Here is a 13,977-nt window from a genome sequence, read left to right on the forward strand (position 1 = left end):
CTGCGTCAGCGTATGGTCGATGCCCGTCTGCACGCTCGCGCTCATACCCGCGAGTACGGTGAGGACCCCGCCGAGATCCGCGACTGGACCTGGCCCTACTGAACAGTCCGTACGGTCGGGCCACTGACCTGGCCCTACCGGCCTGGTCGCGCCGATCAGGTCCGCTCCCGAACCGGTGACGACCCTCGCCCCGGTCCCCCTGGTTCCCTGTCCCGATCGCGGGGCAGGGGCCTCGGCCGGACGCGCACCCGGCTCCCGGCCCGATCGGGCCCGGGGGTGGTCGGGCGCGGGAAGCCGTAGCCGGGGATCGAGTCACGACCCGGCCACCGTCCACGCATGTGCGAGGACTACCGGGCCGGGCTCGGCGTCGGCAGGGGCGCCGACGACGCCGACCGCCGCGCGGGCCGCCGTATCGCCTGCCCGGTCCTGTTCCTGCGGGCCGCCCGTGACGACATGGAGGATCTGTACGGCGACCCGCTGGAGGTCTCGCGAGACCGGGCCGACGATCTTCGCGGCGGCTCCGTCGACTCCGGTCATCACATCGCCGAGGAGGCCCCGGACGAGCTCGCCGCCGAGTTGCGCCGCTTCGTCGGGGAGGTCAGGCAGGAGATCCCGCCCGCCCCCTCACATCCCCTCGTTTGACCTTCGCGGACCGGGTAAAGGAGACGTCGTCGCAGCTCAGGCGATCGGGGAGGGAAATGACCACGTTCGGATACTTTCTGTCGAGTGAGGAACACGGGCCTGCGGAGCTCGTACGGCAGGCCAAGCTCGCCGAGCGGGCGGGGTTCGAGGGCCTGTGGATCTCCGACCACTTCCACCCGTGGCTGGACGTGCAGGGCCAGAGCCCGTTCGTCTGGTCGGTGATCGGGGCGGTGGCCGAGGCGACCTCGCTGCCCATCACCACCGCCGTCACCTGCCCGCTGGTCCGCACGCACCCGGCGATCATCGCGCAGGCCGCCGCCACCAGCGCGGCGCTGTCCGGCGGCCGGTTCCGGCTCGGCGTCGGCACCGGTGAGGCGCTCAACGAGCACATCGTCGACTCGCGCTGGCCCCCGGCCTCCGAGCGGCTGGAGATGCTCGAGGAGGCGGTCGAGCTCATGCGGAAACTGTGGAGCGGGGAGCTGGTGACCCACCGGGGAGAGCACTACCGCGTCGACACCGCCCGCCTCTACACCCTTCCGGACGAGCCGCCGCCCGTCTACATGTCCGCCTTCGGGGACAAGGCCGTGGAGCTGGCCGGGAAGATCGCCGACGGTTACATCTGCACCGCCCCGAGCGCCGAGCTGGTGGAGAAGTTCCACAAGGCGGGCGGCGAGGGCAAGCCCTCCCAGGGCGGGCTGAAGGTCTGTCACGCCGCCGACGAGGCCACCGGCCGCAGGACGGCGCACCGGATCTGGCCGACCCAGGGCATCAAGGGCGAGGCCTCGCAGCTGCTGCCGCTGCCCCGCCACTTCGAGGAGCTCGCCGAGATGGTGACCGAGGACGAGATCGCCACCCCCTGCGGCCCCGATCCCGAGGTGCACGTCAAGGCGATCAAGGAGTACGTGGACGCGGGCTTCGACGAGGTCTACATCAGCCAGATCGGCCAGGAGCAGGACGCCTTCTTCGACTTCTACGCCAAAGAGGTCCTGCCCCGACTGCGCTGACGTCCCTGACTCCGCCTGCTTGAAGCCCTCCTGAGGTCCTCCTGAGGTCATGGACCTGGCCCGACCGGGCGCCGCACGGTTACGAGATCTTCCAGAAGAAACGGGACAGGGCCGTCAAGGTCCTGCTCAACCCCTGACACACCGGATACGTCGATAGAAGGAGAAGCATGGACGCGATCGTTCTGTTGAAGGACGACCACAAGACCGTCGAGAAGCTGTTCAAGGAGTTCGAGGGCGCGGGCGAGCGGGCGTACAAGAAGAAGCGGGACCTCGTCGACCAGATCATCGAGGAGCTCACCGTCCACGCCCACATCGAGGAGCAGATCTTCTACCCGGCCGCCCGCGAGAGTGTCCCCGAGACGTCCGACCACGTCCTGGAGAGCGTCGAGGAGCACCACGTGGTGGTCTGGATGCTCTCCGAGCTGGCCGGGCTCGACCCCCAGGACGAGCGGTTCGACGCCAAGGTCACGGTGCTGATCGAGAACGTCCGCCACCACGTCGAGGAGGAGGAGCAGGAGTGGTTCCCGCAGGTGCGGGAGGCCATGGGGCGCAAGAGGCTCCAGGAGCTCGGTGAGGAGATGGAGAAGGCCAGGCCCGGGGCGCCGAAGGACCCGCTCGCCCTGAGCAGCGCCCGCGCCTGACCCCTTCCGAAGGTCACGCGGCCCCCGCCGTCGCCGCCGGGGGAGAACGCGTACGGGCCCCGGTCCCTTCAAGGGGCCGGGGCCCGCGTTCCGGGTCTGTCCCGGCGGTCAGTGAAGCTGTTCGGTGACGAGGAAGGCGACGCCGCCCCCCTCGTCGATGTCCGCGTCCAGCGACTTGTCGTCGAGCATGTCCACGACCTGCGGGTCGAGGAAGATTCGTGCCCCTTCCGACTCCACCACCCTGTCGGCGGACTCGGGGTGTTCCGCGATCGAGAGCACGAGCGATCCGGTTCCGTCGCTCTGGGATGAAATGCGAACCCCGGTATCCGGGGAGTCTGTCACCTGCGAGCTGAGATCCCGGATTACCTGGGCTGCCGTGTCCGTCAATGTGAGCATTGCTACTCCTTGTCGGGATCGGGACTTGGATTCTTCGCCCTTGCCCGCTCTCATCGGGCCCAACCATCCCCGCGGATTTTCCCGCGACCGGCCGATCATGCGGGCGCGCCGAGGCCAGGCGGGGCTCGGCGTGTCGGCACGGCCTCGTCCCTGGGGCCGTACGGCCTCACCCGCGGGGCTCGGCACGGCTCCGACGGCGGGTCCCGGGCCCGTGAACCGGGCCCCGGCACCGTGAACCGGGTTCAGACCTCCCCGCGAACCCGCCGGGCCACGGCCTTCCCGCGAACCAGGGCCACGGCCTTCCCGCGAACCGGGGGCTCGGGCGTTTCCGTGCCCCACCGGGGCTCAGGCCTTCCCGTCGAGCCGGTCGATGTGCTCGGCCGCCTTACGCGCGGCGATCAGAACGGGGTCCCACACGGGGGCGAACGGGGGAGCGTACGACAGGTCGAGCCCCGACATCTCCTCCACCGTCATCTCGTTCCAGATGGCGACGGCCAGGGCGTCGATCCGCTTGGCCGCGCCCTCCTGGCCGACGATCTGGGCGCCCAGCAGGCGGCCCGTCCCTCGGTCGGCGATCGTCTTGATCTTCATCTTGCGGGCGCCGGGGTAGTAACCGGCGCGCGTGGTGGACTCCACGATCCCGCCGACCGGCTCGAACCCGGCCTGCTCCGCCGCCGCGGTCGTCAGGCCGGTGCGTGCCACCTCGTACTCGCAGATCTTGGACACCGCGGTGCCCACGACGCCGGGGAAGGAGGCGTGCCCGCCGCCGATGTTGATGCCCGTGACGCGCCCCTGCTTGTTGGCGTGGGTGCCGAGCGCGATCGCGACCGGCCGCCGGGAGACCCGGTGGAAGGTCTCGACACAGTCACCGGCGGCCCAGACCCCCTCCACCGGGGTCCGCATCCGCCGGTCGGTCACGATCCCCGAGGTCTCGCCGACCGGGATGCCCGCGGCCTCGGCCAGCGCGCTGTTCGGGCGGGTACCGAGCCCGAGGACGACCAGGTCGGCGGGGAGGGTCAGGTTCGCGGTGCGGACCGCCGTGACCCGCCCGCCGGACTCCTCGAAGCCCTCCATGCGCTCGCCGAGGTGCACCTCCACGCCCAGGTCGCGCAGGGCGTCGGCGACGAGGGCGCCCATGTCGGGGTCGAGCGTGCTCATCGGCTGCTCGGCGGCGTCGACGAGGGAGACCTCCAGCCCGCGCCGCACCAGCGCCTCGGCCATCTCCAGGCCGATGTAGCCCCCGCCGACCACCACCGCCCTGCGCGGCTCGTCCTCCAGGGCGCGCAGCAGCGCGACGCCGTCGTCGAGGGTCTGCACGCCGTACACCCCCTCGGCGTCGGCCCCCGGCAGGTCCGGGCGGCCGGGCACGGCGCCGGTGGCGACCACGAGCTGGTCGAACGGCTCCCAGCTCGGGTCGCCGCCCCGCCCGTCGCGCACGGCCACCGCGCGCCGGTCCAGGTCGATCTCGACGACCTCGCTGCGCAGCCGCAGGTCGATGTCCATCTCGTCGCGGAACACCTCCGGGCGCCGGCTGACCAGGGACTCCACGTCGGTGACCTCCCCGCCCACGAGATAGGGGATCCCGCAGGCCGAGTAGGAGGCGTGCGCGCCCTTCTCGAAGGCGACGATCCGCAGGTCCTCGGGCCCGCGCCGGCGCCTGGCCTGGGAGGCCGCGCTCATCCCCGCGGCGTCGCCGCCGATCACCACCAGTCGTTCCGCCATCGTTTCCGCCCCCCTGTGGACCGCCGATGCTACGGCTTCCTCCACGGGCCCCGCTCAAACGGCCGGCACGCCACGTCGTGTGCGCCCACGGGCCCCGGGGGGGCGGACGCTCCCGCGCGGACCCCGGGGGAGGGACACCCCGGAGCCCGCGCGGCCTGCCCGCTCAAACGACCGGCGCGCCACATCGCCGACGGCTCCCGGGTGGCCCTCCCCCGGGTACGGGCAGGCCCCCGTACGGCCCGGGACGTCCCTAGACCACCTCGAAGTCGGCCATCATCGCCATGTCCTCGTGTTCGAGGTTGTGGCAGTGCATCATGTAGCGCCCCCGGAAGCCCTCGAAGCGCACCAGGACCTCCACCACCTCGTACGGGCGGACGTCGACGGTGTCCTTCCAGCCACCGTCCGTCGCCGCCGGGGCCCGGCCGTTGCGTGACAGCACCTGGAAGTGGGCCATGTGCACGTGCACGGGGTGGTGGAAGTCGCTGGTGAGGCGCCAGACCTCGGTGGTGCCGAGCCGGGGACGGGCCAGCGGGCTGCCGGGCCGGAACGGCAGGCCGTTGATCGTCCAGGAGGCCTCCGGCCCCTGCCCGGTCCTGCGGAAGTCGAAGAGCCGCGAGGCGGCGGCCGACGACCTGACGGCCGGTTCGACCACCGCCAGGCGCCCCGGCACCGCGCTGTCCTCCCTGGCCCGGCGCGCGACGCGAAAGCGCATCACGTCGCGCGCCGGGCCGGTGCCGAGGGTGTTGACCATCGTCACCTCGGTGCCGGGCGGGTAGGCGGAGAAGTCGACGACCACGTCGAACCGCTCGGCGGGGGCCATCGTGATCGCCTCGTGCGCGACGGGGGCGGCCAGCAGCCCGGCGTCGCTGCCGACCTGGACGAACCTGCCGCCGGGGGTGAGCTCCAGCCGGTAGCGGCGGGCGTTGGAGGCGTTGAGCAGCCGCAGCCGGTAGCGGGTGCCGGAGACCTCCAGCACCGGCCAGGGGGCGCCGTTGACCAGGATCACGTCACCTTCGACCCCCTCCATGTAGGCGGCCTCGACCCCGGCGCTCACCAGCAGGCTGGGATCGGCCGCCGGGTAGCGGAACGAGCCGTCCTCCTCGAACGCGCGGTCGCAGATCATCAGCGGGACGTCCCGCTCGCCCCTGGGCAGCGGCAGAGCGTCGTCCTCGTCGTCCCCGACGATCATGAACCCGGCCAGCCCCCGCCAGACCTGCGGGGCGGTGAAGTCCATCCGGTGGTCGTGGTACCAGAGCGTGGCGGCCCGCTGGTCCAGCGGGTACGCGTAGTCCCTCGCCCCCGCGTGCAGCGTCCACTGCGACGGATCCACGCGCATGCCGTGGTGGGAGTGGCCGCCGGGCGGGGGCCGGAAGCCTCGGCCCTCGGCCACCACCAGGTCGGTGGGATAGCCGTCGGAGCCGGCCGGGGTCACCCCGCCGTGCAGGTGCGTGGAGGTCGGCACGGGCAGCTCGTTGCGGATCCTGACCGTGACGGGGCTCGCGCGCCGCACCTGGAAGGTCGGCCCGGGGAAGGTGCCGTCGAACCCCCACACCTCGGTGGTCGTCCCCGGGACGATCTCCACCTTCGCGGGACGCTGGACCACCTCGTAGTGGCCCGGCCGCGTGGGGCGCGCCACGGCGGGGATCGGCAGCGGGACGGTGAACGGCCTGGGCAGCGGCAGCGCGCTGGACAGGACCTGTCCCGCGGTCTCGGCCGACACCGCGCCGCATCCGGCGGCGGCCAGGCCCGTCACGCCGAGCGCGCCGCCCAGGAAACGTCTTCTGGAGATCACGCCGCGGCCCTCCGCGGTCCCCGCCACGTCCAGGCGGTCATCGACACGGCCAGGCCGAAGATGACCATCGCCAGCGGGATGTGCATCGCGATCTGGCGCTCCTGGCCGAGCACGAACTGGATGTTCACCAGTGTCAGTTGCAGGGCGCTCGCTCCGAGCGGCCACAGCGGGCCGCGTCCCGGCCGCCACAGCGTGATCGCGGCGATGAGCTGCAGGCCCACCAGCACCGTGGTGATGGTGGCGCCGAGGTTGTGGTGGGCCAGCATGTCGACCTCCCCGGTGACGAACATGCCGGCGATCACCGCCTGGCCGAGCACGGTCACCAGGTGCAGGGTGGCGGTGACCCGCAGGGACCAGACGATCCAGGCGGGCACGCGGGCCGGATCGGTCCGGGCGGGCACGTCGGCCGGGTCCGCCGAGCCGGGTACGTGGGCCCGGCCGGTCGGGGCGGGTGGGGAACTCATGGACACCTCCGTCGGATTTCGGTGTCCAGGCTCCCGGTCCGGGGCGCGGGCGTCGTCACCCCGGCGAAGCGGCCGGTCGTACTTCCCCTGGTGTACGAGGAGCCCGGTCGCGTCGCGGGTACGACCGGGGGAGTAGGCGCCGCCACGCGTGGGAGGGGCGCATGCCGGCGGGTGCGCGAAGGCAGGTGTGCGAAGGCAGGTGTGCGAAGGCCGGCGTGCGACGGGCTCCCCGGAGGCCGCGGAGATCCGCTCGGAGGGGTGGGAGGCCGACGGCTTGACAAGAGGGCAGTATCAGGTGGTACAAAAATCATAAGATGACGAACAGATAGCCGCAATATTTCATCCACATGTCGCAAGGAATTAATCGCCGTAAGCTTCCGGTTGTCGTGGATGTGACGCCGTGTGGGGCCCTCCGAGGTCGCAGGGCGGGTTGAGCTGCGCGGCAAGGCCGCGCGGGCGGCGAAGTGAGGTCCGTCAATCACCTCTATCAGGGCATGAAGCCCGCATCTCGGACCGTCGTAACGCGTCATCCCCGCGAGCCGGTATGACACCGATCCGCAAATCCGATGTAAACACTTGCGAAAGCCGCCTTATGCTTGCGGGTATGACGCGGAGGCTTGCTGAGGTGGCCAAGAGGGTCGGGATGAGTGAGGCGACGGTCAGTCGCGTGCTCAACGGCAGGCGCGGCGTCTCCGAGTCGACCAGAAACGCCGTGCTGACGGCGCTCGACGCCCTCGGCTACGAGCGCCCGACCCGGCTGCACCGCGACCGCGCCCGCCTGATCGGCCTGGTCTTCCCCGACCTGCACAACCCGATCTTCCCCGCGTTCGCCGAGGTCGTCGGCGGGGCGCTCGCCCAGCAGGGGTTCACCTCCGTGCTGTGCACGCGCACCTCGGGCGGGCTGCAGGAGGCCGACTACGTCGACCTGATGCTGGCGCAGCACGTCTCGGGCGTGGTCTTCGCCGGGGGCGCGTACGCCGACGAGGACGCCTCCCACGAGCACTACGAGCGCATCCTGGAGCGGCGCCTGCCCGCCGTGCTGGTGAACGCCTCGGCCGGGCACCTCGGTTTCTCCCAGGTCTCCTGCGACGACGTCACCGCCGCCGAGATGGCGGCCGGTCATCTGCGCGCCCTCGGTCACGTGCGCGTCGGCATGCTCCTCGGGCCTCCCGACCACATGCCGTCGCGCCGCAAGCTGGAGACGTTCGCCGCCTACGCGCGGGCGCACGGCATGGACTTCGGCGAACGCCACGTCGAGCACGCCATGTTCTCGATGGAGGGTGGCCAGGCCGCCGCCGCCCGGCTGGTGCGGCGCGGTGTCACCGGCCTGATCTGCGGCAGCGACCTGCTCGCGCTCGGCGCGGTGCGCGCCGCCCGGCGCGAGGGGCTGGCGGTGCCGCGCGACGTCTCGGTGATCGGCTACGACGACTCGGCCATGATGAACCGGACCGACCCGCCGCTGACCACGGTGCGCCAGCCGATCGAGGCGATGGGCCGCGCGGCCGTGGACCTGCTGGTCGCCCAGATCGACACCGCCGCCCCGCCGGGGGGCGAGCTGTTGTTCGACCCCGAGCTCGTGGTCCGCGCCTCCACCGCTCCGGCGCTGCCCAGGGCCGTACCGGCCTGACCCGTTCTCCCTGTTTCTCCCGGGTTCTCGCTGTCTGCCCAGGTCAGGACGTCCTCCGGCGGCTCCCGGCCCGGCCGTGCCGCTGTGCCCCCGGTGTCCCCCCGGTGCCCCTTCGTGCTCCTCGCCGGCCTCTCCCGGCCCTCCTGCGCCCTTCCCGCGCCCCGCGCCCCATCTCCTGTCTCCGTGGCGATCGTCCCTAAAAATTTCGACAGGAAGATGACGTCATCATGCATCTTCCTGCAAGTGGATGACTCCACTCCGTGTCATGTGCGTGTAGCCCCAGGTGGGGAGGGGTTCCCGCGTGCGGCGGAGGTGTTTCCGGGAGATGGCCGATCGATCACTGTCACTTTTTTGCATCTGAATTGACGGGCTCTTGCTACTTCCTGCACGCCTCTATATGTTTCTCGCAACCGACCCGCCAAGGAGTGCCTCGGATGAAATCCCCCAAGCTCTCGATGCTGCTCGCCGCAGCCATCGCGCTCACCGCCGCCGGGTGCGGCAACGACGACAGCGGATCACAGGCCGCGGAAACCAAGCCGAGTGCCGCCGGGGCCGACGCTCCGGTCACGATCTCCGTCGGCTGCCAGCCGCCGAAGAGCAACCCGCTGGAGCGGACCGCCTGGGACGAGGACGTGGCAGCGTTCAAGAAGCTGCACCCGCACATCACGATCGACAGCAAGGACGCCTTCCCCTGCATCAACCCGGACACCTTCCAGGCGAAGCTGGCCGGTGGCTCGATGGAGGACGTCTTCTACGTTTACTTCACCGACATCAAGAAGATCATCGCCGCGGGCCAGGCCGCCGACATCACCCCCTACGTCGGCGGCGTCAAGCTGCTGAACGACATCCGGCCCGACGTCCTGGCCACCTTCAAGGAGGGTGAGAAGCTCTACGGCCTGCCCAGGAACAACTACTCCATGGGCCTGGTCTACAACCGCAAGCTCTTCACCCAGGCCGGTCTCGACCCCGCCGCACCGCCCAAGACCTGGGCCGAGGTGCAGGAGGCCGCCAAGAAGATCAGCGCCCTCGGTCCCGGGTACGTCGGTTTCGGCGAGTACAGCGCCGGCAACACCGGCGGCTGGCACTTCGCCGCCTCCCTCTACGGGCGCGGCGGCGAGATGGTCACCCCCGACGGCAAGACCGCGGCCTTCAACAGCCCCGAGGGCAAGGCCGTTCTGGAGAACCTCAAGACCATGCGCTGGACCAACAACAGCATGGGCGCCAAGCAGCTCCTCCAGTGGGAGGACCTGATGCGGATGATGGGCGGCGGCAAGCTCGGCATGATGATCGGCGCCCCCGACGTCGTCCAGGCCGTCAACAACGACTTCAAGGGCAAGTTCGAGGACTACGGGGTCACCGCCCTGCCCGAGGCCAAGGCCTCGCTCAGCGGCGGCGACGGCTACATGATCAACCCCAAGGCCTCGCCCGAGAAGATCAAGGCCGCCATGCTGTGGCTGGAGTTCCACGAGCTCACCCCCGGCCAGGGCCAGTTCAACTACGCCCGCAGCAAGCAGCAGGGCCGCCCCGTCGGCCTGCCGATCCCCGACCTGTACGGCGACACCGCGCCGGGCAAGGAGATCACCGAGCTGCGCAAGGCGAACGCCACCGTCCCCGTGGAGAACTTCGCCCCCTTCGTGGAGGGTTCCGCGGCCATCCAGAACAAGCTTGAGCCGCCGAAGTCGCAGGAGCTCTACGCGATCCTCGACGTGCCCATGTCGGCGGTGCTGACCAGGCAGGACGCCGACATCGACAAGCTTCTCGCCGACGCCGAGGCCAAGGCGAACAAGGTGCTGGCGAAGTCGAGCTGACCTTCTGACACCCGGGGTGCCGGCCCGTCGGCCGGCACCCCGACACTCATGTTGATATCGGGAGTCAACCGATGACCACTATGACCGTGAAAGGTCCACGGCGGCGAAAGCCGGGAGCGTTCCGGCGAGGGCTGCGACGCAACCTGACCGCCTACGGGTTCCTGTGCGCGGCGCTGATCTGTTTCGCCTTCTTCTCCTGGTACCCCATGGTGAGGGAGGTCCTGCTCAGCTTCCAGCAGACGAACTTCGTCGACGACCCCACCTGGGTCGGCCTGGACAACTTCCGTACCGTGACGGAGGACGCGGCGTTCGTCGACGCGTGGCTCAACACCCTCGCCTTCACCGGCCTGGCGCTCGTGTTCGGCTACGTCGTCCCGTTCGTCGCGGCGATCGTCCTGAACGAACTGCGACACGCGCGGGCCTACCTGAGGTTCATCGTCTACCTCCCGGTGATGCTGCCGCCCGCCGTCGGGGTGCTGCTGTTCAAGTGGTTCTACGACCCGGGCGCCGGACTGTTCAACCAGATCCTGGAGCTGGCGCACCTGCCGGCCCTGAGCTGGCTCGACTCCACCGACACCGCGCTGATCTCCCTCGTCATCGTCTCCACCTGGATGAACCTGGGAACCGGCACGCTGATCTACCTCGCCGCGCTGCAGAGCATCCCCAGCGAGCTGTACGAGGCCGCGGAACTGGACGGCGCCGGGCTCTTCAAGCGGGTCTGGCACGTGACGATCCCGCAGACCAGGCTCATCCTGCTGGTGATGCTGCTGCTCCAGATCGTGGCGACCATGCAGGTCTTCATCGAGCCGTACCTGCTCACCGGCGGCGGCCCGGAGAACGCGACGCTCACCGTCGCCTACCTCATGTACCAGTACGCCTTCAACTTCGGCGACTTCGGCGCCGGAGGCGCGCTCGGGCTGATGCTCATGGTCGTGCTGATGGTGTTCTCGGCCTTCTACCTGCGCCTGTCGCGGGACAACCAGAGCTAAGGAGGCAGCTGAGCCGATGTCGAACCTCACCGTTCAACCAAGCCGCCCGGCTCCCGCCCGGCCGCCGGAGCAGGGCTCCGCGAAGAAGCCCAGGCGGCCGCGCAGGTCCAAGGAGCCGATCAGGGAGTTCCGGAGCCTGGTCTCCCCGCACACCCTCACCACCCCGCACGGGCGGTGGATCTACCGCATCGTGCTGACCGTGGTGGTGGTCCTGTTCACCGCCGTGTTCGTGTTCCCCCTCTACTGGATGGTCACCGGCGCGCTCAAGACCTCCGAGGAGCTCGCCCAGATCCCGCCGAGCTTCTTCCCGTCGTCGTTCGACTTCGGGGTGTACGCCGAGGCGTGGGACCAGCTGGAGCTGGGGACCTTCCTCACCAACACCGTCATCTACGCCGGCGGCGCCTGGCTGTTCACGCTCGCCATCGACGTCTCGGCCGCCTACGCGCTGTCGAAGCTGCGGCCGGTGCTGGGCAACCTGGTCCTGGGCCTGATGCTGGCCACGCTCATGATCCCGCCGATGGTGATCCTGCTGCCCGCCTACCTGACGGTCAAGGACATGCCGATCTTCGGCTGGGACCTGCTGAACACCCCCTGGGTGATCTGGCTTCCCGCCGCCGCCAACGGGTTCTTCATCTTCCTGCTCAAGCGTTTCTTCGACTCGATCCCCAGGGAACTGCTGGAGGCCGCCCAGATCGACGGCGCCTCACCCGCGCGTATCCTCTGGTCGATCGTGCTGCCCGTCTCCCGGCCGATCCTCGGGGTGGTGTCCATCCTCTCCGTGGTGAACGTCTGGAAGGACTTCGTCTGGCCGCTGCTGGTGCTGCCGGACGGGGAGAAGATGACGATCAGCGTGGGCATCGCCTCGCTCTCGGCGCAGATGCCGCAGAACGTGCTGATCGCCGCGCTGGTGATCGCGAGCATCCCGACGATGATCGTTTTCTTCATCTTCCAGCGCAGCATCATGGCCGGCCTCACCGCCGGCAGCCTCAAGGGCTGACCTCGTCACCCACCCACAACTACTAAGGAGTTGTTCCAGCATGTCCGAAACGTGGTGGCGGGGAGCCGCGATCTACCAGGTCTATCTCCGGAGCTTCGCCGACGGCAACGGCGACGGCATCGGCGACCTCGCGGGACTCCGCGCGCGCCTGCCGTACCTCTCCGACCTGGGCGTCGGCGCGATCTGGCTCAACCCCTGGTACCCGTCGCCGATGGCCGACGGTGGGTACGACGTGGCCGATTACCGTGACATCGAGCCATCGTTCGGCACGCTCGCCGAGGCGGAGGAGTTCATCGCCGAGGCGCATGCCCTGGGTATCAAGACGATCACCGACATCGTCCCCAACCACGGCTCCGACCAGCAGAAGTGGTTCCTGCAGGCGCTGGAGGCCGGACCGGGCTCCGCCGAGCGGGAGCGCTTCCACTTCCGCGCGGGGCGGGGGGAGAACGGCGAGCTGCCGCCCAACGACTGGAAGTCGATCTTCGGTGGCCCGGCGTGGACCCGGATCGCCGACGGCGAGTGGTACCTGCACCTGTTCGCCCCCGAGCAGCCCGACTTCAACTGGGACAACCCGGAGGTCGTCGAGGAGTTCCACGACGTGCTGCGCTTCTGGTTCGACCGGGGCGTGGACGGCATCCGGATCGACTCGGCCGCCCTGCTGGTCAAGGACATGGACAGCCTGGGAGGGGAGGAGGCCTACACCGACCTCGACGGCGTCCACGAGATCTACCGCGGCTGGCGCCGGGTGGCCGAGGAGTACGACGACCGGATCCTGATCGGCGAGGTGTGGCTGCCCGACCAGGAGCGGTTCGCCCAGTACCTGCGCCCCGACGAGATGCACACCGCCTTCAACTTCGACTTCCTGGCGTGCTCCTGGGACGCGGCCGCGCTGCGCGATTCGATCGACCTCACCCTGGCCACCCACATCCCGCTGGGCGCGCCCCCCACCTGGGTGCTGTCCAACCACGACGTCACCCGCCCGGTGACCAAGTACGGCAGGGCCGACACCTCCTTCAGCCACGCCGACCGCAAGCACGGCATGCCCTCCGACCCGGTGCTGGGCGAGCGCAGGGCGCGGGCGGCCGCGCTGCTGGCCATGGCGCTGCCCGGCGGCCTCTACGTCTACCAGGGCGAGGAGCTGGGGCTGCCGGAGGTCGAGGACATCGCCGACGAGCTGCGCCAGGACCCGATCTGGATCCGCTCGGGCCGCACCGACCACGGCCGCGACGGCTGCCGGGTGCCGCTGCCGTGGTCGGGCGACGAGCCGCCGTTCGGGTTCGGCGCCGGGCCGACGTGGCTGCCGCAGCCGCTGGAGTGGAAGGCGTTGACGGCCGAGGCGCAGGCCGCCAACCCCACGTCCATGTTCACCCTCTACCGCGCCGGGCTGCACCTGCGCCGCGAACTGCTCGGTGACGGCACGCTGACCTGGCTGGACGCGCAGGACGGGGTGCTGGCCTTCCGCCGGGAGTCGGGTCTGGTCTGCGTGGTCAACCTCGGGCAGGAGCCGGCCTCCCTGCCCGAGCACGAGTCGGTCCTGCTGGCCAGCGGCCCGCTGGAGGGGAACCTGCTCCCCTCCGACACCGCCGTCTGGCTCCGTACGGCCTGACTCCTCACCCCTCGGGACTCCCGACTCGGGGCCGCCGGTGTCCCGGCGGCCCTGGGCGCCCCTGACCGGCCGGACCCCGTCCGGCCGGTCAGGCGGCGCCGGCCACCCGCGAGGTTCTCGTCCCGCCGGGTCTCCCCTCCCGGCGGGACGCCGTCGCGGTGCGGCCGCCCCCCTTCTCCCTCCCCCTGGAACGACATGCCGGAACGGCGTGCCGGAAGCTTCCCGCCATCCGGTCCGCGGGTCCCCTCCGAGGCTGCGGCGAGCCGCCTGCCAAGGGCCCGGGCCCGCT

The 13,977-nt window shown here is 70.5% G+C and carries 12 protein-coding genes; 8 read left to right on the forward strand and 4 right to left on the reverse strand.

The window, feature by feature from the left end:
- Positions 1–336: 336 nt before the first annotated feature.
- From ACFFRH_RS35095 to ACFFRH_RS35105, 3 genes are all read left to right on the forward strand, one after another.
- Positions 337–642 carry an alpha/beta fold hydrolase gene (locus ACFFRH_RS35095; protein WP_386161729.1) on the forward strand — a complete coding sequence of 102 codons (306 nt, stop codon included), beginning with the start codon at positions 337–339 and terminating at the stop codon, positions 640–642.
- A gap of 56 nt (positions 643–698) precedes the next feature.
- Complete coding sequence (locus ACFFRH_RS35100) at positions 699–1,646, forward strand: TIGR03557 family F420-dependent LLM class oxidoreductase (RefSeq protein WP_386161731.1); 948 nt, start codon at positions 699–701, stop codon at positions 1,644–1,646.
- 167 nt (positions 1,647–1,813) lie between these two features.
- A complete protein-coding gene (locus ACFFRH_RS35105) occupies positions 1,814–2,287 on the forward strand; it encodes a hemerythrin domain-containing protein (protein WP_386161733.1) in 474 nt (157 codons plus the stop codon).
- Positions 2,288–2,395: 108 nt separating this feature from the next.
- On the opposite strand, the gene ACFFRH_RS35110 is transcribed toward ACFFRH_RS35105, so the two are convergent.
- From ACFFRH_RS35110 to ACFFRH_RS35125, 4 genes are all read right to left on the reverse strand, one after another.
- Positions 2,396–2,683 (reverse strand): Fe-S cluster assembly protein HesB, encoded by a 288-nt coding sequence (locus ACFFRH_RS35110; protein WP_386161735.1) that lies wholly within the window; start codon positions 2,681–2,683, stop codon positions 2,396–2,398.
- Positions 2,684–3,028: 345 nt separating this feature from the next.
- Positions 3,029–4,405, reverse strand: coding sequence for an FAD-dependent oxidoreductase (locus ACFFRH_RS35115; RefSeq protein ID WP_386161737.1), 1,377 nt, complete (start codon positions 4,403–4,405; stop codon positions 3,029–3,031).
- A 250-nt stretch (positions 4,406–4,655) separates the two neighbouring features.
- Entirely contained in the window at positions 4,656–6,197 is a 1,542-nt protein-coding gene (locus ACFFRH_RS35120) for a multicopper oxidase family protein (protein ID WP_386161739.1), read from the reverse strand.
- Positions 6,194–6,661, reverse strand: a complete 468-nt coding sequence (locus tag ACFFRH_RS35125; protein WP_386161741.1) for a hypothetical protein — start codon at positions 6,659–6,661, stop codon at positions 6,194–6,196. Before ACFFRH_RS35125 ends, ACFFRH_RS35120 begins: the two co-directional genes overlap by 4 nt.
- A 604-nt stretch (positions 6,662–7,265) precedes the next feature.
- On the opposite strand from ACFFRH_RS35125, the gene ACFFRH_RS35130 reads away from it, so the two are divergent.
- The 5 genes from ACFFRH_RS35130 to ACFFRH_RS35150 all read left to right on the forward strand — a co-directional run bounded on the left by ACFFRH_RS35130 (position 7,266) and on the right by ACFFRH_RS35150 (position 13,688).
- Positions 7,266–8,288 (forward strand): LacI family DNA-binding transcriptional regulator, encoded by a 1,023-nt coding sequence (locus ACFFRH_RS35130; RefSeq protein ID WP_386161743.1) that lies wholly within the window; start codon positions 7,266–7,268, stop codon positions 8,286–8,288.
- Positions 8,289–8,722: 434 nt separating this feature from the next.
- Entirely contained in the window at positions 8,723–10,096 is a 1,374-nt protein-coding gene (locus tag ACFFRH_RS35135) for an ABC transporter substrate-binding protein (RefSeq protein ID WP_386161744.1), read from the forward strand.
- Positions 10,097–10,167: 71 nt separating this feature from the next.
- Positions 10,168–11,085 carry a carbohydrate ABC transporter permease gene (locus ACFFRH_RS35140; protein ID WP_386161746.1) on the forward strand — a complete coding sequence of 306 codons (918 nt, stop codon included), beginning with the start codon at positions 10,168–10,170 and terminating at the stop codon, positions 11,083–11,085.
- 16 nt (positions 11,086–11,101) lie between these two features.
- Entirely contained in the window at positions 11,102–12,082 is a 981-nt protein-coding gene (locus ACFFRH_RS35145) for a carbohydrate ABC transporter permease (protein ID WP_386161748.1), read from the forward strand.
- A 40-nt stretch (positions 12,083–12,122) separates the two neighbouring features.
- Positions 12,123–13,688, forward strand: coding sequence for a glycoside hydrolase family 13 protein (locus ACFFRH_RS35150; RefSeq protein WP_386161750.1), 1,566 nt, complete (start codon positions 12,123–12,125; stop codon positions 13,686–13,688).
- The last annotated feature ends 289 nt before the right edge of the window (positions 13,689–13,977 follow it).

It is taken from the genome of Streptosporangium vulgare (genome assembly GCF_042428775.1).
GTDB classification, from domain to species: Bacteria; Actinomycetota; Actinomycetes; order Streptosporangiales; family Streptosporangiaceae; genus Streptosporangium; species Streptosporangium vulgare.